Genomic DNA, 20316 nt, shown 5'->3' with positions numbered 1-20316 from the left:
GCTTTCCTGAACTTCTCCCTCGGCGCGGCACGGTCAGCCGGGCATCGTCTCCCCGCCGATGGGCGCGAGCACCTCACCCGTGTAGTAGCTCGAGAGCTGCCCGGCGGCGAAGAACACGTACGACGGGGCGATCTCGTCCGGGTCGGCGGCCCGCCCCATCGGTACCTGCTGCCCGAACGACTCGACCTTCCCCTCCGGCATGGTCGCGGGGATGAGCGGCGTCCACACCGGCCCGGGCGCCACGCAGTTGACCCGGATGCCCTTCTCGACCAGGGCCTGCGCCAGCGAGTAGGTCAGGGCGTTGATCGCGCCCTTCGTCGCCGAGTAGTCGATCAGGCTCTTGTTGCCCCGAAGGCCGTTCACCGAGCTGGTGTTGATGATCGCGCTGCCCTCCCGCAGGTGCGGCAGCGCGGCCTTCGTCACGCGGAAGTAGCTGTGGATGTTGACGTCGAACGTGTGCGTCCACTGCTCGTCGCTGATCTCCTCGGGGGAGTCGACGGGCGTCTGCGTCGCCACGTTGTTCACCAGCACGTCGAGCCGGCCCAGCTCGGCCACCGTGCGTTCGACGACGTCGACGCAGTGAGCGGGGTCGGCGAGGTCACCGCGCAGCAGCAGGCACCGCCTGCCCGCTCCCTCGACGAGCTTCGCGGTGTGCTCGGCGTCCGCGTCCTCGGAAAGGTAGGCCAGCGCGACGTCGGCGCCCTCCTTGGCGAACGCGACGCACACGGCGCGCCCGATGCCCGAGTCACCGCCCGTGACGAGCGCGACCTTGCCCGCGAGCAGGTCGCGGCCGGTCCAGGCCCGCATCTCGTCGCGGGGTTCGGGCGCCATCTCACCGGTGTCGCCGGGCGGGGTCTGCTGCTGCGGGGGAAGGCTCTCCTCGGGCATCTCGCTCCTCGTCGATCTCGAGTTCCACTCTCGGGTTCGTGCGAGGTGCCCACCGCCACGGCGACCAAACGCGGCCGCCGCGGCGCGCCGGGTGCTCATCGGGCAGCGGGATCCGGGACCTGCATAGACTTTCCCGCGTGACCGCCGCCCGCGCGCTCCCCTTCCTCGCCACAGGCGGCGAGCTGGGCAGGCTGATCGGGGCGTACGACTGGGCCGCGGGCCCCATCGGTCCGCCGCCGGCGTGGCCGGGCCCGCTCCGCACCGCCACCGGAATCGTGTTGCAGTCACCGCAGCCGATGCTGCTGTGGGTCGGACCCGAGCTCGTCGCGCTCTACAACGACGCCTTCGCCGCGCTCGCCGGCCGCGCCCACCCCGCGGCGCTCGGCCGGCCCGGCGCCGTCGGGTTCGCGGAGATCTGGCCGGTGGTCGGGCCGGCCGTGGCGCGGGTGTTCGAGACCGGTACGGGCGTCCGGGTGGACGAGCAGCCGCTGGTCATGCACCGCGGGAACGCCCCGGAGGAGACGCACTGGACGTTGACGCACTCCCCCGTCCGCGGCGAGGACGGCGACGTGCTCGCGGTGCTCACGACCAGCACCGAGACCACGGAGCGGGTGGTGGGCGCCCGCAGGCGCGAGACGCTGCGCGCGCTGAGTGATCTTTCCGCCGTGCGCATCGCGCCGGCCGGCCGGGTGGTCGAGCACGTCGCGGTCGCCGCGCTCGACGCGCTCGCGCTCAACCCGCAGGACATCCCCTTCGCCGCCGTCTGCCGTCCCGTTCCGGACGGCGGCGACGAGCTGCGGATGGCTGCCGCGCACGGCCTCCCGCAGGGGCTGCCCCCGCTGCCCGCGCCCGACGGGTCGGGGTCGGCGCTGGCGCACGTGCTGCGCACCGGGCAGGAGGTGGTGGTCTGCGGGCTGCGGAACGCCGTTCCCGGCGCGTTCCCGGCCACCCACGAGCTCGGGGACCTGCCCCCGGACGCGGCGGTGGTGCTGCCGCTCGGAGCCGGCGCCCCCGCGGGGGCTCTCGTCCTCGGCGTCAACCCGTACCGCCCGCTCGACGACGACCAGCTCGGGTTCCTGCACTCCGTCGAGAACCTGGTGTCGGCAGCGCTGGCCGACGCGAGCGCCCTCGACGAGACCCTGGACGCCGCTCGCCGCGGCGGGGACGCGGCGGACGAGGCCCTCAGCAGCGCGCTGTTCCAGGAACGCGAGCGCTACCGCACGCTCGTCACGCAGGCCCCGGTGGGGATCTGGGTCGCCGACCGCCGCGGCACCACCACGTTCGTCAACGAGCAGATCGCGCAGCTGTGGGGCCGGCCCGCCGCGGAGCTCACCGGCGCGGGCTGGACCGACCAGGTGCATCCCGACGACCGCGAGGGCGCCGCGGCCGGGTGGGCCGCCGCGGTGCGCCACGGCACGGTCTGGGAGTCCACCTACCGGATCATCGCCGCCGACGACGCAGTGCGGGAGGTCCGGACGTCGGCGCGGCCGCTGCGCGACCCGGCGGGCGAGATCACCGGTTTCCTCGCCACAACGGCCGACATCACCGAGGAGCGCCGCGCCGAGCAGGTCCGCCGGGACGTCGCCACCGAGCACGCCGCGCGCAAGGCGTCGGAGGCGGCCGCGGCCCGGCTGCGCGCCATGGTGCAGGGGCTCGCGGCGATCGTGTGGGAGGCCGAGTGGCGCCGGGACGGTGGCCCGGACGGCCGGGGCGGTCTCCGGTTCACCTTCGTCTCGGACCGCGCCGAGGAGCTGCTCGGCCATCCAGCGGCCCGCTGGTGCGACGACCCGGACTTCTGGCCCACGATGATCCACCCCGACGACCGGGACGAGGCGCTCGCCTACACCGGCGACCGCACGGCCGCCGGCCTCGACCACGACCTCACCTACCGGGCCGTCGCGATCGACGGCCGGGTGCTGTGGCTGCACCAGGTGGTCCACGTGGTCACCGGGCTGGACGGCACCCCCGTGGCCGCGCAGGGCCTCACCGTCGACGTCACCGAGCAGAAGCGCGCCGAGCGCTCGGCCGCGCTGCTGGCCGATACCGGACGGCTGGTCACGCAGGAGGGCAGCGCCGAGGACCGGCTCCGCGACCTGGCGCGGCTCGTCGTGCGCGAGCTCGGCGACGCGGCCGTCGTCGCGCTCGTCGGCCCCGACGGCCTGCTCCACCGCGCAGCCGTGGAGCACGACCATCCGGGCATCGCCGAGGTGCTGTGCACGCGCACGGTCATGAGGCTGCCCCCGTCGCTCACGGAGGCGCTCGCACCCGGGGCCCCCGTGGTCGTGCCGATCACCGAGGAGCTGATCCGGTCGGCGGTTGCCGACGACGCGGAGGCGCGGGCCTGGATCGCGCTGGGGGCGAGCAACGCGCTGTTGGTCCCGCTCGTCGTCGGCGACGAGGTGGCGGGCGTGCTCGCATTCCTCAACCTCGACGGGAGCCGCTACTACCACCCCGCGGAGCTCGACCTCGCCGCCGAGCTGGGCAGGCGGGCGTCGATGATGCTCGCCGCCGACCGCAGGCGCACCCGGGAGCGGCGGTTGCAGCAGGTGAGCGCCGACCTGGCCTCCGCGGGGAGCGTCCTGGAGGCCGCCCGGCTGCTCGTCGCGCGGTTGCCCGACTTCCTCGGCGCCTCGGCAGTGAGCGTGTACCTCGCCGACCCCGAGCGCGGCCTGCGGCTCGTGCACGCCGCCGGCTACTCGGAGCCGGTGCTCGGCGCGTACGGCGTGCTGCGGTTCGACGACGGGATGCCGATCGCCGTGGCCGCGCGCACCGGCGAAGCGGTCTGGATCCGCAACCGGGACGAGTGGGCGCGCGATTGGCCGGATCTCCTCGAGCTGGCGGTGGCCGGAAACCGGCACGCGGGGGCGGCGTTGCCGCTCGCGGCCGTCGGCAGGGTGGTCGGCGCGATCGGCCTCTCCTTCCCCACGGAGCGGACCTTCCTCGCCGACGAGCGCGACTTCGTGCTCGCCCTCGTCGCCCAGGCCGCGCCTGCGTTCGAGCGGGCCGCCGCGGCCGACGAGCGCCGGGTGATCGCCGAGACGCTCCAGAAGAGCCTCCTCCCGCCGACCCTCCCCCGGCTGGACCGCCTGCCGCTGGCATCCCGCTACCTGCCCGGCGCGCGCGGCAGCCAGGCGGGCGGCGACTGGTACGACGTGCTGCCGCTCGACGGCGGCCGCGTCGCGATCGCCGTCGGCGACGTCGTCGGCCAGGGCGCGCGCGCCGCCGCGATCATGGGGCAGCTGCGCAGCGCGCTGTCGGGTTACCTGCTCGAGGGCCACGACCCGGAGCAGGCCCTCGAACGGCTCGACCGCTTCGCGGGCCGCGTGCCCGGCGCCACCGGCAGCACCGTCGCGTGCCTGGTGCTCGACCCGGAGACCGGCGACCTGGTGTGGGCCCGCGCGGGCCACCCGCCGCCGCTCGTGGCCGGGCCGAACGGCTGCCGCAAGCTCGACGACGCCACCGGCACGGTGCTCGGAGTCCGCGCCCGTCCCGCGTACTCCGCAGGCGCGGCGACGATCGCCCCGGGCGAGAGCATCGTGCTCTACACCGACGGCCTCGTCGAGCGGCGCGGCGAGCTCGTCGACGACGGGATCGACCGGCTCGCGACCATCGCGGCGCGCCACCACGCCCTCGCCCCCGAAGCGCTGACCGACGCGCTCCTGACCGCCGCGCTCGACGGGAGCGCCACGAGCGGCGCGATGACCGGGGAGCCGGACCCGGCCGACGACGTCGCCCTCATCGTGGCTCGCCTCGTACCTGCCCCGCTGCGGCTGGTGCTTCCCGCGGAGGCCGCGGTGCTGCGGGAGCTGCGGGCCGCCGTCCTCGCGTGGGCGGCGGCGGCGGGCCTGGCGGAGGACGACGTCTACGACCTGCAGCTCGCCATCGGCGAGGCGGCCGCCAACGCCGTCGAGCACGCCTACCGCGGCCGCGCGCCCGGCTCGATGTCGGTCGAGCTGGCGCGCGATCCCGACGGAGCGATCGACGCGCACGTCCGCGACGAGGGCAGCTGGCGGCCCATCCCCGAGGAGAAGGGCTACCGCGGCCGCGGCCTGGAGCTGATCCGCGACATCAGCAACGGGATGCGGCTGCACCACGGACCCGAGGGCACCGAGGTGCGGTTCACGCTGCCGCCGTCCAGCGCTCCGGCCGCGCCCGCGGACCCGGCCGGCCCCGCCGCGCCGGTCACTCCCGGCCCCGCGTCCCTGCGGATCGTCGGCGGCGCCGAGGACGGCGGTGCGGGCACCGTGGAGATCCACGGCGAGCTGGACCTCGCCGGGGTGCGGGGCGTCGGCGACGAGCTGCTGGCCTGCGCCGGCACCGGACGTGCCCTCACCGTGGACCTGCGCGCCACCACCTACCTCGCGAGCGCGGGCGTCGCGCTCCTCGTGGAGGCCGACCGGCGGGTGCGCGCCTCGGGCGGGCGGCTGCGCCTACTGGTCTCCCCCGGCGACGTGGTGCGCCGGGCGCTCGCCCTCAGCGGCGTCGACGGCCTGCTCGAGGTGCTCGACGGCGAAGGACCCCCGCCCCGTGCCGGGGACGGCGCCGCCGGTTAGCCGAGTTCGGTCTGCCGGGCGGTCCACGCGGAGGCGGCCGTCCGACGCATCCCGGGAGCCGGGCCGAACAAGAGGGTTGACCGCGGGACCGGCGGGCACCCGCGGGGTTGACGTCCCCTTCCCCGGCGCCCCAGGAGCACAGCGTGTCCCAGCAGCCCGGATCACAGCAGGCCGCCCGGGCCCAGACCGTCGAGTCCCCCTCAGCCGGCCCGCCGGGCCATGAGGCCGAGACCCCCACGCAGATCCCGCCGCGCGGGTGGTGGCAGGTCACCCGGAGGGCCTTCGCGGAGAGCAAGGCCGACCACGTCCCGATGCTCGCAGGCGGGGTGGCCTTCTTCGCCTTCCTCGCCGTCTTCCCGGCCCTGATCGCCGGGCTCACCCTCTACGGGCTCGTCGCCGACCCAAGCCAGGTGGCCCAGCAGGTGGAGACGCTCGCCGCGACGCTGCCGCGGGAGGCGCAGCCGCTGATCGTCGACCAGCTCCGCTCCGTCGTCGCGAGCAGCGACGGCGCGCTCGGCATCGGGCTGGTCGTGTCGCTGCTGGCGGCCATCTGGTCGGCGTCCAGCGGCACCGGGAACCTCATCCAGGCGATCAACCTCGCCTACGACGAGGACGAGACCCGCGGTTTCCTGAAGCTGCGGGGCACGGCACTCCTGCTCACGCTCGGCGCCATCGTCTTCGTGCTGATCACCCTCGCGCTCGTGGCGGTCGTCCCGGCCCTGCTCGACGCGCTCCCGCTCGGGCCGGTGGCAACCGTGCTCGCGCAGGTGGTGCGGTGGGCCCTGCTGATCGCCGTGGTGATCGTCTCGCTCGCCGTCGTCTACCGGGTCGCCCCCGACCGCGACGCCCCGCGCATCCGCTGGGCGAGCACCGGCGCTGTCGTCGCCACCCTGCTGTGGGTGGCCGGCAGCGCCGCGTTCAGCCTCTACGTCGACAACTTCGGCAGCTACAACCGCACCTACGGGACGCTCGCCGGTGTCATCGTGCTGCTGCTGTGGCTGTACCTCACCAGCTACGTCGTGCTGCTCGGCGCGGAGATCAACGCCGAGGCCGAGCGGCAGACCGAGCGCGACACCACCCGCGGCGAACCGGTGCCGATGGGCGAGCGGCGGGCCGTCGCCGCGGACGAGGTGGTCGACCAGCACTGACCGTCCTCGGGTGTCGCGGCGCGGTGCGGGGGGTAGTCACCCGGCATGGGCCGGCGGTTGATCGTGATGGGCGCGTCCGCGGGCGGCGTCGAAGCCTTGCGCGCGGTCGTCGCGGGACTCCCGCCGGATTTCGCCGCGTCCGTGGTCGTGGTGCTGCACATCCCCCGCGGCTCGCCGAGCGCGCTGCCCGGGATCCTGGACCGCGCGGGGCCACTGCCCGCCGTTCCCGCCGAGCAGGGCGCCCTGCTGCGCCCCGGTGTCGTCTACACGGCGCCGGCCGACCACCACGTCCTGGTCGTCGACGGACACCTGCAGCTCTCCACCGGGCCGAGCGAGAACGGCCACCGGCCGGCCATCGACCCGCTGTTCCGCTCGGCGGCGCTCTCGTACGGACCCGACGCCATCGGAGTGGTGCTCTCCGGCACGCGCGACGACGGCACCGCCGGGTTGGCGGTCATCGCCGCGCGGGGCGGCACGCCGGTCGTGCAGGAACCCGACGACGCCCTCCACGCGGCGATGCCGGCCAGCGCGCTCGCCCAGGTACCCGGTGCGCTCGTCCACCCCGCCACGAAGATCGGGCCGGTGCTCGGTGAGCTGGTGAGCCGGCCGGTGGCAGCGGCCCCCGTCGAGGACGACGAGCTGCTGCGCGCCGAGACGCGGATCGCCGCGACGGGCGTGCCCACCACCGACACCCTGGACGGCGCCACGCCGTCGGCGTTCAGCTGCCCGGACTGCCACGGCGTGCTGTTCGAGCTGCCGGGCATGCCCGCGCCGCGGTTCCGCTGCCGGGTCGGGCACGCCTGGTCACCCGGCGCCCTGGAGGTGGCTCAGGCCCGCGCGGTGGACGAGGCGCTCTGGGCCGCGGTGCGAGCGCTCGAGGAGAAGGCGGACCTCGTGGAGCGGCTCGCCTCGGCCGCCCACGAACACGGGCGCACGCGCTCCGCAGCGGCGTATGCACTGCGCGCTGCTCGCACGAGGGGCCAGGCGCAGCAGCTGCGCCACCTGGTCGAGGACGGCTGGGCGGAACGGGAGCAGGACGGTGGAGCGATCGAGGAGTGATCCCTCCCCCGGCGCGAGGAGGAATACGCCGCCCCGTGTGTTGCGCGCGGCCGTGAGGCGGGATGCTGTGGGCGTGGCTGAGCCCGACCCCGCGTTCGAGACGCTCCTGGTGCACCTGCGGGACAACCGCGGGTTCGACTTCACGGGTTACAAGCGCTCGAGCCTCTCGCGCCGGGTCGATCGGCGGATGACGCAGGTCCGGGTCGACGACTACTCCGAGTACCTCGACTACCTCGAGATGCACGGCGAGGAGTTCACCGCTCTCTTCAACACGATCCTCATCAACGTCACCGGGTTCTTCCGCGACGCGGAGGCGTGGGAGTTCCTGCGCACGCATGTGCTGCCCGGGCTCCTCACGGGGAAGGGCCCGCACGAGCCGATCCGCCTGTGGAGCGCGGGCTGCGCGTCGGGGCAGGAGGCGTACACGCTCGCCATGCTGCTGGCCGAGCTGATGGGCATCGCCGAGTTCCGCGAGCGCGTGAAGATCTACGCCACGGACGTCGACGAGGAGGGCCTCACCCAGGCCCGGCACGCCGCCTACGACGAGCGCGAGGTCCGCGGCGTCCCGCCGGGGCTGCTGGAGCGCTACTTCGAGCGCCACGGTCAGACCTACACGTTCCGCAAGGACCTGCGTCGATCGGTCATCTTCGGGCGCAACGACCTCGTGCAGGACGCCCCGATCTCCCGCGTCGACCTGCTCGTCTGCCGCAACACGCTCATGTACCTCACCGCGGAGACCCAGGCGCGCATCCTCACCCGTTTCCACTTCGCGCTCACCGCAGAAGGAGCCCTCTTCCTCGGCAAGGCCGAGATGCTGCTCAGCCACGGCGGGCTGTTCGCCCCCGTCGACCTCAAGCACCGCGTGTTCCGCAAGGTGGCGCGCGTCGGGTCCAACGGTGTGGCCCTCTCGGCGGACCCCCTCCCGGTCGGTCCCCCGGCCGCTCGGAGCGTCGAGGACCGGATCCGGGACGAGGCGTTGCTCGCAGGCCCGGTGGCCCAGGTCGTCATCGCAGCCGACGGGGCCGTGGTCATGGTCAACCACCAGGCGGAGATGCTGCTGGGCGTGTCGGTCCGGGACAAGGGACGGCCGTTCCGCGACCTGGACGTGTCCTACCGGCCCCTCGAGCTGCGCCGCAGCATCGAGCAGGCGCAGGCGGACCGGCGCACCGTGCACGCGGGCGACGCGGTGCTCCACCGGGGCGGGGAGCCGCTCACGCTCGAGGTGCACGTGAGCCCGCTCGTCGGCCGCGACTCCGAGGTGCTCGGCGTCACCGTCGTGTTCAACGACGTCACGGAGGCCCGGCGGCTGCAGGTCGAGCTGGAGGCCACCCACCGACAGCTGGAGACGGCGTACGAAGAGCTCCAGTCCACGAACGAGGAGCTCGAGACCACGAACGAGGAGCTCCAGTCGACGGTGGAGGAGCTGGAGACGACCAACGAGGAGCTCCAGTCGACCAACGAGGAGCTCGAGACGATGAACGAGGAGCTCCAGTCCACCAACGACGAGCTCCAGGCGATCAACGACGAGCTGCAGGACCGCAGCGCGCAGGTCGACGAGGCGAACGCCTTCCTCGAGGCGATCCTCACCGGGATGCGCGCGGGCGTTGTCGTGCTCGCCCCTGACCTGGCTGTGCGGGTGTGGAACCAGGAGGCCCAGGACCTCTGGGGCCTGCGGCCCGAGGAGACGATCGGGCAGCACTTCCTCACGCTCGACATCGGGCTACCGCTGGAACAGCTCGCGCCGATGATCCGCCGCGCCCTCGGCGGCGAGCCCGGGCCGCAGGAGCTCGCGCTGCCGGCGGTGAACCGCCGCGGCCGCCGGATCAGCGTCCGGGTGCTCGGGAGCCCGCTCGCGAACTACGACGGCCGGCCGGGCGGGGTGATCCTGATGATGGAGCAGGACGACCGCGCCGACGGGGACGAGCCGAGCGAGCCGGGCGGGGACTGATGACGGTCGTCGCGGGCTTGTGGACCGAGGTCGAGGAGTTCCCCGACCACGATCTGCTCCGCCTGCGCGGCCGGCTCTCCCTTCGCACGGTGCCCCGTGTCCGCAGGGTCCTGGGCAAGCTGCTCCAGGACCACGCGGCCGTGGTCGTCGACCTGACCGACACCGCGCTCGGGTGGGACCCCGCCGCCGAGGTCTTCCCCTCCGCGCTCGCGGCGGCAGGCGGCTGGCCCACCGCGCGTCTCGTCCTCACCGGTGCCGGGGCCGCCTTCGCCGACCGGCTGCGCGCACTGCGGATCCACCGCTCCGTCCCGCTGGTCGACGACCCCGCGCACGCCCGGTCACACCTGTTCCGCAGGCCGGATCGGGTGGCCAGGCACCGGGACCTGCCGGCGGACCTCGCCGCGCCCGCCGTGGCGCGAGCCCTGGTGCGCGAGGCCTGCGCGGACTGGTCGGTCACCGTGGCCGAGGACGCCGCCGCGCTCGTCGTGAGCGAACTCGTCAGCAATGCCGTGCAGCACGCCCGCAGCTCGTGCCGGGTGACCGTGGCCGTCGACGAGAGCGGGCTGCGCATCGGGGTGCGCGACTACGCCCCCGGACACGACCTGCGGACCCGGCCGGTTGACTTCGAAAAGCCGGCCGGGCGCGGGCTGCACCTCGTCGCGATGGTCTCCTCCGAATGGGGCGTGCACCGGCACCCCGACGGCAAGACCGCGTGGGCGGTGATCCCGCTGACCGCGTGACGCCGATCGTCAGGCGTTCAGCTCCTGGAGGGCCGCGTCGACCGTCTCGCAATGGTGCAGGACGGGCCCGAGCTGCGTGATCTCCAGGACCCGGCGCACGATCGGCGGCCCGGACGCCGTGCCGAACTGCACGCCGGCGGCCTCGGCGTCCCGGCGCGCGTCCATCAGCACGACCAGCCCGGTGGATCCGCAGAACGTGAGGCCGGCGAGGTCGATCACGAGGCAGCGCGGGGCGGCCTCCACGGCTGCGCGGGTGGCGTCGCGGAGCAGGTCCGCGGTGGAGACGTCGACCTCGCCAATCGGCGCGAGCACCAGCACCCCGGACTCGGACTCGCGGACGTCGACCCGCAGCAGGTCCCGACGCGGCACGATCGGCATGCTCTCACCGCCGCCGCGCTCGATGTGCTCGTACCCGTAGGTCATCCCGTTTCGCTCTCGTGCAGGGATCCGCTCGGCTCCAATGCAGGGGGCCGGCCCGATCTCGACCCGGCTGATCCATCACGCGGCGTCGACGACGCCTCATCCACAGTGCACCCCCGGCAACGTACCCGCAAGAGGTCGCGCCCACCCGGAAGGGTCGATCTTGGACAACGGGGTGACGCCGCTCCGACGAGGAGACGGGCCGGCGCCCCTCCCCCGTCACCTTCCCGGGCATGCGGTGAGAATCGGGCGCGATGGGATCGCGAACGCCGCCGGCATGGGCCCGGTGGACCCTGCTGATCGTGCTCACGGCCGGGGGTACCGCCGCGATGACACCGCTCGGCGTGCCGTCGCCAGCGCTGTTCGCCGGGCTGCTGGTCGCCACTGCCCTCGCACTGGGCGGGCTGCCGGTGGCCGTGCCACGCCCGCTGACCGCTGCGGCGCAGGCCGTCATCGGCGTGGTCATCGGCGTGCTCGCCCAGCCCGGCACGCTCGCGGGCCTCGCCGGGCAGTGGGTGCAGGTGCTGCTCGTGTGCGTCGCGACGCTCGCGGTCAGCATGGCCGCCGGCCTGCTGCTGGGGCTGCGGCGCGGCGTGTCCCCGCTCACCGGGATGCTCGCGCTCACTGCGGGCGGCGCGTCGGGGCTGGTGGCGGTGAGCCGCGATCTCGGGGGCGACGACCGCACCGTCGCGGTCGTCCAGTACCTCCGCGTCGGGATGGTCACCGCCACCATGCCGGTGGTCGCGGCGATCGGGTTCGGCGCGGCCGCGGGACCCGGACCGGACGCGTCCGGCTCCGCACCCCTCCTCGTCGACATCGGGTACGTCGCGGTGTGCGCGGTGGCCGGGACGGTGCTGGCGCGGCTCGCGCGGGTGCCTGCCGGTGCGCTGCTCGGGCCGATGGTGGTCGCCATCGCGCTCAACCTCGCCGGCTGGTCCCTCGGCGCCACGCCGCCCGCGCTGCTGGTCGAGGTCGCGTACGCGGTGATCGGGTGGCAGGCGGGCGTTCGGTTCACCCGGGAGAGCCTGCGCACGGTGCTCGGTGCGCTGCTCCCGGCTGCCGCGCTCATCGTGGGCGTCATCATCGCCTGCGCGGGGCTGGGTCTGCTGCTGTCCGCCTCGACCGGCACCAGCGCGCTCGACGGCTACCTGGCCACCACCCCGGGCGGCATCTACGCCGTCCTCGCCACCGCGGTGTCGGCAGGCACCGACGTCACGTTCGTCATGGCGGTCCAGGTGCTGCGCGTCATCCTGATGTTGCTGGTGATACCGGCCATCGCCCGGCTCGCCCCGCGCGGGGAACTGTGATCTGTCACCCGTTCGGCGGAAGAAATGGGTTCGGTCGCACGAGCCCGGGTAATCCGGCCAGCGAGTGACCACAGATCGGAGGAACCGTGGGTACCGACGACAAGATGGACAACAAGCTCGAGGAGCTCGGCGGCAAGGCCAAGGAGACGGTGGGCCGCGCCACCGACGACGAGGAACTCGAGGCGCAGGGCGAACGCGACCAGACCAAGAGCAACCTCAAGCAGGCGGGTGAGAAGGTCAAGGACGCCTTCAAGCGCTGACCGACCCGCTCCCAACGGGCCCCGGCCGTCCCCCGACCGGCCGGGGCCCGGCCATGTTCCGACCCGTTTCGCGCCCTCCCGTCGCAGGTATTCAGTGGCGTGGACGGATCGGGTGGCGCAGTTCCGCCGGAAACAGCAGTGGCGCCGTGCCGCATCGGGTTCGTCGGTACGGGTGGGGTGGCCCATCGCCACGCGCGCGTGCTCGGCGGGATGCCCGGGGTGCACCTGGTCGCCGCCACCGACGTCGACCCGGCCTGCGCGGCGGTGTTCGCCGAGGCCCACGGTGTCCGGGCCGTCCCCGACCTCGATGCCTTGCTCGGTGAGCAGCTCGACGCCGTCTACGTGTGCGTGCCCCCGTTCGCGCACGGCGCGCTCGAGGTGGCGGTCGCCGCCGCCGGAGTGGCGCTCTTCGTGGAGAAGCCCCTGGCCTCCGACCAACCGACCGCCGAGTGGGTGGGGCGGCGCATCGGGACATCCGGAGTCCTGACGCGGGTGGGGCACCACTGGCGGTGCGCCGAGCCGGTGCAGCGGGCCCGGAAGCTGCTCGACGGCAGGCGCATCCGGCTCGTCTCCGGCGCCTGGCTGGACCGCACCCCGCCCGTGGCGTGGTGGGCCGACCGCACCCGGTCCGGCGGGCCGCTCGTCGAGCAGGCCGTGCACGTGCTGGACCTGGCCCGCGTCCTCGTCGGCGAGGTCACCGAGGTGCACGCCGCAGCGGGCGGGCTGCTGCCAGGGGGCGTCGAGGCCGCCACCGGCGCCCTGCTCTGCTTCGCGAACGGTGCCGTCGGGACCTTCGCCACCACCTGCGTGCTCGACGCCAAGCACCGCGCCGGGCTGGAGATCGTGGCCGACGGGGTCGTCGTGGGCGTCGGCGAGGACTGGCTCGACGTGCGCACGGCCGAGGGGGGCCACCGCGCCGAGTACGACGCGATGGTGCCCCGCACCGCGGTGGACGCCGCGTTCGTCGCCGCGCTGCGCGGCACTCCCGTCCCTCCCGACCGCGACGCACCCGACCACGCCGAGGCGCTGCGCAGCCATCGCCTCGCCTGCGCCCTCGCGCGCTCGGTCGGGTCCGGGCGGGCGGAGCCGGTCAGGTGAGCGACACCGATCGGGCGGTCGTCGTGCGAGGGCCCGGGGACGCGGCCGTGCAGGAGGTTCCTGCCGGGGAGGGCCCGGTCCGGCTCGCGACGGTGTGCTCGGGGGTGTCGGCCGGCACCGAGCTCTCCTTCCTCACCGGCACGAACCCCGCGCTGCACGCCCACCACGACCCCGAGCTGGGACTGTTCCGCACCGACCTGCCGGCCACCGGCTACCCGGTGACCCGCCTCGGGTACATGGAGGTCGCGCGGGTCGTGGACAGCGAGGCGACCGGGCCGCCGCGCGGCGCTCTCGTCGCCGCGACGTACGGCCACCGCACCGGCTACCGCATCGACCCGCTCGCGGAGCGGATCGTCGTCCTGCCCTCCGACCTCGACCCGCTGCTCGGCATCTACGTGGCCCACATGGGTCCCATCTGCGCCAACGGTCTGCTGCACGCGGCCGCCGACCTGTGCGGCACCGACGTCCGAACCCTCGGCGACGGCGTCCGCGGGCGCCGGGTAGTGGTGGTCGGGGGCGGGGTCGTCGGGCTGCTCACCGGGCTGTTCGCGCGCAGGCACGGGGCGGCGGAGGTGGTGCTGCTCGACCCGACCCCGCAGCGGCGCGCGGCCGCGGAAGGGCTCGGGCTCGAGGCGCTCGACCCCGACCGGGCCGACCCCGCCGTCCTGCTCAAGACCCGCTGGCGGCACGGCGCGGGCGACCGCGGAGCCGACGTCGTCTTCCAGTGCAGGGGCCGCACCGCCGCGCTCGCCACCGCACTGCGCCTGCTGCGCCCCCAGGGCACCGTCGTGGACCTCGCCTTCTACACCGACGACGGCTCACCGCTGCGCCTCGGCGCGGAGTTCCACCACAACGGGCTCACCATCCACTGCGCCCAGATCGGGCGCGTGCCCCGCGGCACCGCCCACGCCTGGGACCGCGAACGCCTCTCGGCCGAGACGATCGAACTGCTGCGCGGCGAGGGCCCCCTCGTGCGCAAGCACATGATCACCGACGTGGTGCCGTTCGCGGAGGGCCCCGCACTCCTCGCCGACCTGGCAGCCCGCCGCCGCCACGCGGTGCAGGCGGTGTTGACGTTCGACGACGCCTGACTGGTGCCCGCTGCTCAAGGCCTTCTGGCTCAAGGCCTCCTACCTCAAGGTGTGCCTTCGCTGGGCCTCCTGGCGGCGCCGCGCATTGTGCGAGGCCGCCCCTCACAGCTCAAGGGCGCTTCGCGTCGCTCCGCGATCGCTACGCGACCCTTGACCTGCGAGCCTCTGCGGCCCCTGAGGGCAAGCTTTGCGGGCAGGCCCAAGGGCCTGCCCTCTTGGTGCGCGGCGCCGCCAGAAGACCGGTTTCGGCGATCTGCTTGCCCTCGCGCACCCGGTCGGTGCTCGCGCACCCTTGTCGGCCCACGCGACCGGTCGACGGGCAGCGTGAGCGGAGAACGGGTGTGTGGGCTGCGAAGATCACCAGTTGGGTGCGTTTTCCGACGCAGGGCGTCGGGTTTCGCGCCGAAACGCTGATCATGGTGGTGACACCGGCCTTCGGTGGCGCCGCGCGCCGAAAGGGGCAGGCCCGGGCCTGCCCGCGAAGCGGGCCCTCAGGGGACGCAGAGGCTCACGGGTCAAGGGTCGCGGTAGCGATCGCGGAGCGACGCGCAGCGCCCTTGAGGCGTGAGGGGCGGCCCCGCACAATGCGCGGCGCCACCGAAGGCCCAGCGAGGGGTTGCCGGGACGGGCGTGGCGCCATCGAAGGCCCGGTGGAAGTGACCGCCACCAAACCCTTCGCCAGGAGCACCGCGTTCCGCGGAACGCGGCCCTAGGCCGAGTTGATCCTCGCACCTCTCACCGCGGCCAGCCGGGCACGGGCGCGGGCCGCGTCGGCCGGGTCGGCGCTCTCCAAGAGCTCGAGTGCCTCGTCGATCGCACTCCGCAGCACGACGACCTCCCCCGCGCGGTCGGCGAGCTGGGTGTGGGTGGTCCACAGGTCGACGAACACGGCCACCTTGGAGCGGAGCACCCAGGGGTCGAACGGCTTGGTGATGTAGTCGACCGCTCCGGCCTGGTAGCCGCGGAATGCGAGGTGGGGGTCGTAGTCGACGGCGGTGAGGAACAGGATCGGGATGTGGCGGGTGCGTTCGCGCTGCTTGACGTGCCCGGCCGTCTCGAAGCCGTCCATGCCGGGCATGTGGGCGTCGAGCAGGATCACGGCGTAGTCCTCGACGAGCAGCCGCTTCAGCGCGTCCTCACCGCTCGTGACGGCCACCAGCTCGATCGGCAGCCCTTCGAGGATGGCCTGCAGGGCGAGCAGGTTCTCGCGGCGGTCGTCCACCGCGAGCACGCGCGCGGTCTGGCGGATCACCGTCCACCGCCTGCTGCTCTGACCCCTGGGCCGAAGCTGCCGCCGCCCGGGCTGCTCGTCCGCCCGCGCCGCGGCGTGACCCACGACGCCATGAGCGCGAGCAGCTCGTCGAGGTCCACCGGTTTCGTCACGTAGTCGGTGGCCCCGGCGGCGAGGCTCGACTCGCGGTCGCCCGGCATCGCCTTGGCGGTGAGGAACACGATCGGCAGGTCGCGGCCCTGCGGGAGCCGCCGGATGCGTCGGGTGGTCTCGTTGCCGTCCAGGTCGGGCATCATCGCGTCCATCAGCACGACGTCGATCTCGGGGTGCTCGGTGAGCAGGCGGATCCCCTCCGCGCCGTTGTCGGCGTAGATCACGGTGAGCCCGTGGAGCTCGAGCGCGCTGGTGAGCGCGAACACGTTCCGCACGTCGTCGTCGACGATGAGGACGGTGACACCGGCGAGCTCCGGCGCGGGGCGCACGCCGGTGGGCCCACCCGGTCCCGTGCGCAGGATCGGGTTCGACATCGCGGCCGGGCGCGGCTGTTCGACGGTCGACTCCGGGAGCGCGAGCGCCGGGATCGGCGGGCGGGGCGTCATGCGGGCGGCCGCCGCCGTGACCGGGGGCAGCTCGTCGGGCAGGAGCAGCGTGAACACCGATCCCTCCCCGGGCCGGGAGGTGACCTCGATCTTGCCGCCGAGCATCCGCGCGAGCTCCTTGGAGATCGAAAGGCCGAGGCCGGTGCCGCCGTACTTGCGGCTCGTGGTGCCGTCGGCCTGCTGGAACGCCTCGAAGATCATTTCCAGCTTCTCCTGCGGGATCCCGATGCCGGTGTCCCCCACCGTGAACGCGATCACGGTGCGCGCCGAGTCCAGCGCGGGCACACCGTGCAGCGTGCCAGGCGGCACGACGGAGATGCCGAGGCTCACGTGACCCGAGTCGGTGAACTTCACCGCGTTGGCGAGCAGGTTGCGCAGCACCTGCTGCAGCCGCTGCTCGTCGGTGGTGATGGCCGCCGGCAGGTCCGTCGACGCCTCGACCCGCATCTCGAGGCCCTTCTCCTCGGCCTGCGGCCGGAACGCCTGCTCGACCGACGAGCACACCTGCGCGAGGTTCACCGGTGCCGGATCGACGTCGACGCGGCCGGACTCGATCTTGGACAGGTCCAGGATGTCGTCGATCAGCCGCAGCAGGTCCGAGCCGGCGCTGTGGATCGTGCTGGCGAACTCGATCTGCTTCTCGGTGAGGTTGTTGTTCGGGTTGTCGGCCAGCAGCCGGGCGAGCAGCAGCAGCGAGTTGAGCGGGGTGCGCAGCTCGTGGCTCATGTTGGCCAGGAACTCCGACTTGTACTGGCTGGCGAGCGCCAGCTGCTGCGCCTTCTCCTCGACGCCCCGGCGCGCCGCGTCGATCTCCATGTTCTTGATCTCGACGTTGCGGTTCTGCTGGGACAGCTGCTCGGCCTTCTCCTCCAGCTCGGCGTTGGCGCGCTGCAGCTCGGCCGACTGGTCCTGCAGCTCCATCGCCAGCACCTGGGACTGGGACAGCAGCTCCTCGGTGCGGCGGTTGGCCCGGATCGTCGTGATCGCAACGCCGATGGTGGCGACCAGCCGCTCGAGGAACGTCAGGTGCAGCGCCGAGAAGGGCACCACCGACCCCAGCTCGATCACCCCGAGGCACTCGCCCTCGAACTGCACCGGGAGCACGACCACCGCCCGCGGCGGCGCGGCGCCGACGGCCGAACGGACCGGCAGGTAGTCCGCCGGGAGGTTCTCGACCAGCACGACCTGCCGGGTGACGGCCGCCTGCCCGACGAGCCCCTCCCCCGGCCCGAAGGAGAGCGGGGGGTCACCCACCGTCATCGCGTAGCCGCCGCACATCACCCAGCGGTCCGGGTCGCCCCCGGAGATGATCGAGGGCTCCGCGGCCAGGAAGAACGCGCCGACCTGCGCGTTCACCAGCGGGGCGACCTCGTTCATGATCATCTGACAGACCTCGTTGAGGTCGCGCTGCCCCTGCAGGAGCCCGCCGATGCGCACGAGGTTGGAGTCCAGCCAGCTCTGGTCGGCGTTCTCGGTGGTGGTGGCGCGCAGCGCCGCGATCATCTGGTTGATCGTGTCCTTGAGGTCGGCGATCTCGCCCCGCGCCGCCACCGTGATCTGCTGGGTCAGGTCACCGCTCGCCACGGCGGTGGAGACCGCCGAGATCGCCCGCAGCTGCGTGGTGAGGGTGGCCGCGAGCTGGTTGACGTTCTCCGTCAGGCCGCGCCACGTGCCGGCGACGCCCTTCACCTCGGCCTGGCCGCCCAGCTTGCCCTCGGTGCCCACCTCGCGCGCCACGCGCGAGACCTCGTCGGCGAAGCTCGACAGCTGGTCGACCATCGTGTTGACGGTCAGCTTGAGGTCGAGGATCTCCCCGCGGGCATCGACCGTCATCTTCTGCGACAGGTCGCCCCGCGCGACCGCCGTGGTGACCTGCGCGATGTTGCGCACCTGCGCGGTGAGGTTCCCGGCCAGCTGGTTCACGTTCTCCGTGAGGTCGCGCCACGTGCCGGCGACGCCCTTCACCGTGGCCTGCCCGCCCAGCTTGCCCTCGGTGCCCACCTCGCGGGCCACCCGCGTGACCTCGTCCGCGAACGACGAGAGCTGGTCCACCATCGTGTTCACGGTGTCCTTGAACTCGAGGATCTCGCCCTTGGCGTCCACCGTGATCTTCTGCGACAGGTCGCCCTGCGCCACCGCCGTGGTGACCTGCGCGATGTTGCGCACCTGCGCCGTGAGGTTCCCGGCCAGCTGGTTCACGTTCTCCGTGAGGTCACGCCACGTGCCGGCGACGCCCTTCACCTCGGCCTGCCCGCCCAGCTTGCCCTCGGTGCCCACCTCGCGGGCCACACGCGTGACCTCGTCCGCGAACGACGACAGCTGGTCCACCATCGTGTTCACGGTCGACTTCAGCTCCAGGATCTCGCCCCGGGCGTCGACGGTGATCTTCTGCGACAGGTCACCCTGCGCCACTGCGGTGGTGACCTGCGCGATGTTGCGGACCTGGTCGGTCAGGTTCGACGCCATGTAGTTGACGTTGTCGGTGAGGTCGCGCCACGTGCCCGCGACGCCCTGCACCTCCGCCTGGCCGCCCAGCTTGCCCTCGGTGCCCACCTCGCGCGCCACACGCGTGACCTCGTCGGCGAACGACGACAGCTGGTCCACCATCGTGTTCACGGTCGACTTCAGCTCGAGGATCTCGCCCCGGGCGTCCACCGTGATCTTCTGCGACAGGTCACCGCGGGCCACCGCGGTGGTGACCTGCGCGATGTTGCGCACCTGCGCCGTGAGGTTCCCCGCCAGCTGGTTCACGTTCTCCGTGAGGTCGCGCCACGTGCCCGAGACCGTGGGAACGGCGGCCTGACCACCCAGCTTGCCCTCGGTGCCCACCTCACGTGCCACGCGGGTGACCTCGTCCGCGAACGACGACAGCTGGTCCACCATCGTGTTCACGGTCGACTTCAGCTCGAGGATCTCGCCCCGGGCGTCCACCGTGATCTTCTGCGACAGGTCGCCGCTTTTCACGGCCGCGGCGACCTGGGCGATGCCGCGCACCTGGTTGGTCAGGTTGGCCGCCATCAGGTTCACCGCGTCGGTGAGGTTCTTCCAGGTGCCGGCCACGTTCGGCACCGTGGCCTGCCCGCCGAGCCTGCCTTCGGTGCCGACCTCGACAGCGACGCGGGTGACCTCGTCGGCGAACAACCGCAGCGTGTCGGTGAGCGAGTTGATCGTGTCGGCGAGCTCGGCGATCTCACCGCGAGCGCTCACCGTGATCTTGCGGGAGAGGTCGCCCTTTGCCACCGCCGTGGCCGCGCTCGAGATCGAGCGGACCTGGTTGGTCAGGTTGCTCGCCATCGCGTTCACCGAGTCGGTGAGCGCGCGCCAGGTGCCCGCGACGCCGCGCACGTCGGCCTGCCCGCCGAGCATGCCCTCGGTGCCCACCTCGCGCGCCACGCGCGTGACCTCGTCCGCGAAGCTCGAGAGCTGGTCGACCATCGTATTCACGGTGCGGCCGATGCGACGGAACTCGCCGCGCAGCGGCCTGCCCTCGATCTCGAGGGCCATGTGCTGGGACAGGTCGCCCTCGGCGACCGCCTCGATCACGCGGGCGATCTCCGCGGTGGGTGCGGCGAGGTCGTCGATCAGCGCGTTGACCGCCTGCACACCGTGGGCCCACGCGCCGTCGTAGGCCTCCTCGTTGAGCCGCTCGGACATCCGGCCCTCGCGGCCGACCGTCCGGCTGATCCGCAGGATGTCGCGGTTGCGCCGCTCCAGGAGCGCCACGAGGTCGTTGACCTGGTCGACCAGCTCCCCAGGTGAACCCGCCCGCCGTGGCAACCGCACGTCGAACCGTCCGCGCCGCACCTGGTGCAGGACGTCGGCGAGCTCCTGCAGGAGCGCCGACTCCTGCGCCGTCTCCTGCACCGACTCCGAGGCCGCCACCTGTGCACCCGAGGACGGGGCAGCACCCGCCGGCTCGGTGCTCTGGCGCGGGGTAGTGGTCATTCGGCCGTCCCTCCACTGCTCGGACCGGC

At 73.5% G+C, this 20316-nt stretch carries 13 protein-coding genes; 9 read left to right on the top strand and 4 right to left on the bottom strand.

What is annotated here, in order from left to right; translation table 11 throughout:
• Window positions 1-33 precede the first annotated feature (33 nt).
• Window positions 34-888, bottom strand: a complete 855-nt coding sequence (locus FB388_RS13650; RefSeq protein ID WP_142100901.1) for an SDR family oxidoreductase — start codon at window positions 886-888, stop codon at window positions 34-36.
• 137 nt (window positions 889-1025) lie between these two features.
• Here FB388_RS13650 and FB388_RS13645 point away from each other — a divergent pair, with 137 nt between their 5' ends.
• The 5 genes from FB388_RS13645 (at window position 1026) to FB388_RS39910 (ending at window position 10336) form a co-directional block, all read left to right on the top strand.
• Complete coding sequence (locus tag FB388_RS13645) at window positions 1026-5441, top strand: SpoIIE family protein phosphatase (RefSeq protein WP_142100899.1); 4416 nt, start codon at window positions 1026-1028, stop codon at window positions 5439-5441.
• Window positions 5442-5584: 143 nt separating this feature from the next.
• Window positions 5585-6589, top strand: a complete 1005-nt coding sequence (locus tag FB388_RS13640) for a YihY/virulence factor BrkB family protein (protein WP_142100897.1) — start codon at window positions 5585-5587, stop codon at window positions 6587-6589.
• Between the two features lie 45 nt (window positions 6590-6634).
• Window positions 6635-7648, top strand: a complete 1014-nt coding sequence (locus FB388_RS13635; RefSeq protein WP_142100895.1) for a chemotaxis protein CheB — start codon at window positions 6635-6637, stop codon at window positions 7646-7648.
• Between the two features lie 73 nt (window positions 7649-7721).
• On the top strand, window positions 7722-9596 hold the full coding sequence (locus FB388_RS13630; RefSeq protein WP_246121893.1) for a CheR family methyltransferase: 1875 nt from the start codon (window positions 7722-7724) through the stop codon (window positions 9594-9596).
• A complete protein-coding gene (locus tag FB388_RS39910; RefSeq protein ID WP_211361900.1) occupies window positions 9596-10336 on the top strand; it encodes an ATP-binding protein in 741 nt (246 codons plus the stop codon). Before FB388_RS13630 ends, FB388_RS39910 begins: the two co-directional genes overlap by 1 nt.
• A gap of 9 nt (window positions 10337-10345) precedes the next feature.
• Here the strand turns inward: FB388_RS39910 and FB388_RS13620 are convergent, their stop codons facing one another.
• On the bottom strand, window positions 10346-10759 hold the full coding sequence (locus FB388_RS13620) for an STAS domain-containing protein (RefSeq protein ID WP_211361899.1): 414 nt from the start codon (window positions 10757-10759) through the stop codon (window positions 10346-10348).
• 251 nt (window positions 10760-11010) lie between these two features.
• On the opposite strand from FB388_RS13620, the gene FB388_RS13615 reads away from it, so the two are divergent.
• The 4 genes from FB388_RS13615 to FB388_RS13600 all read left to right on the top strand — a co-directional run bounded on the left by FB388_RS13615 (window position 11011) and on the right by FB388_RS13600 (window position 14512).
• On the top strand, window positions 11011-12063 hold the full coding sequence (locus FB388_RS13615) for an AbrB family transcriptional regulator (protein WP_142100891.1): 1053 nt from the start codon (window positions 11011-11013) through the stop codon (window positions 12061-12063).
• 86 nt (window positions 12064-12149) lie between these two features.
• Window positions 12150-12323 (top strand): CsbD family protein, encoded by a 174-nt coding sequence (locus FB388_RS13610; protein WP_142100889.1) that lies wholly within the window; start codon window positions 12150-12152, stop codon window positions 12321-12323.
• A 99-nt stretch (window positions 12324-12422) separates the two neighbouring features.
• Window positions 12423-13421, top strand: coding sequence for a Gfo/Idh/MocA family protein (locus FB388_RS13605; protein WP_342787895.1), 999 nt, complete (start codon window positions 12423-12425; stop codon window positions 13419-13421).
• Complete coding sequence (locus tag FB388_RS13600; RefSeq protein WP_142100887.1) at window positions 13418-14512, top strand: zinc-binding dehydrogenase; 1095 nt, start codon at window positions 13418-13420, stop codon at window positions 14510-14512. The genes FB388_RS13605 and FB388_RS13600 overlap by 4 nt, the downstream gene beginning before the upstream one ends.
• Window positions 14513-15221: 709 nt before the next feature.
• Here the strand turns inward: FB388_RS13600 and FB388_RS13595 are convergent.
• Together FB388_RS13595 and FB388_RS13590 are read right to left on the bottom strand one after the other, a co-directional pair.
• Entirely contained in the window at window positions 15222-15764 is a 543-nt protein-coding gene (locus tag FB388_RS13595) for a response regulator (protein WP_211361897.1), read from the bottom strand.
• On the bottom strand, window positions 15761-20287 hold the full coding sequence (locus FB388_RS13590) for a HAMP domain-containing protein (RefSeq protein ID WP_142100885.1): 4527 nt from the start codon (window positions 20285-20287) through the stop codon (window positions 15761-15763). The genes FB388_RS13595 and FB388_RS13590 overlap by 4 nt, the downstream gene beginning before the upstream one ends.
• Between the last annotated feature and the right edge of the window lie 29 nt (window positions 20288-20316).

This window comes from Pseudonocardia cypriaca, assembly GCF_006717045.1.
Taxonomy (GTDB): domain Bacteria; phylum Actinomycetota; class Actinomycetes; order Mycobacteriales; family Pseudonocardiaceae; genus Pseudonocardia; species Pseudonocardia cypriaca.
The sequence above is the reverse complement of the archived record's forward strand: the minus strand, read 5'-3'. Positions and strand labels throughout refer to the sequence as shown.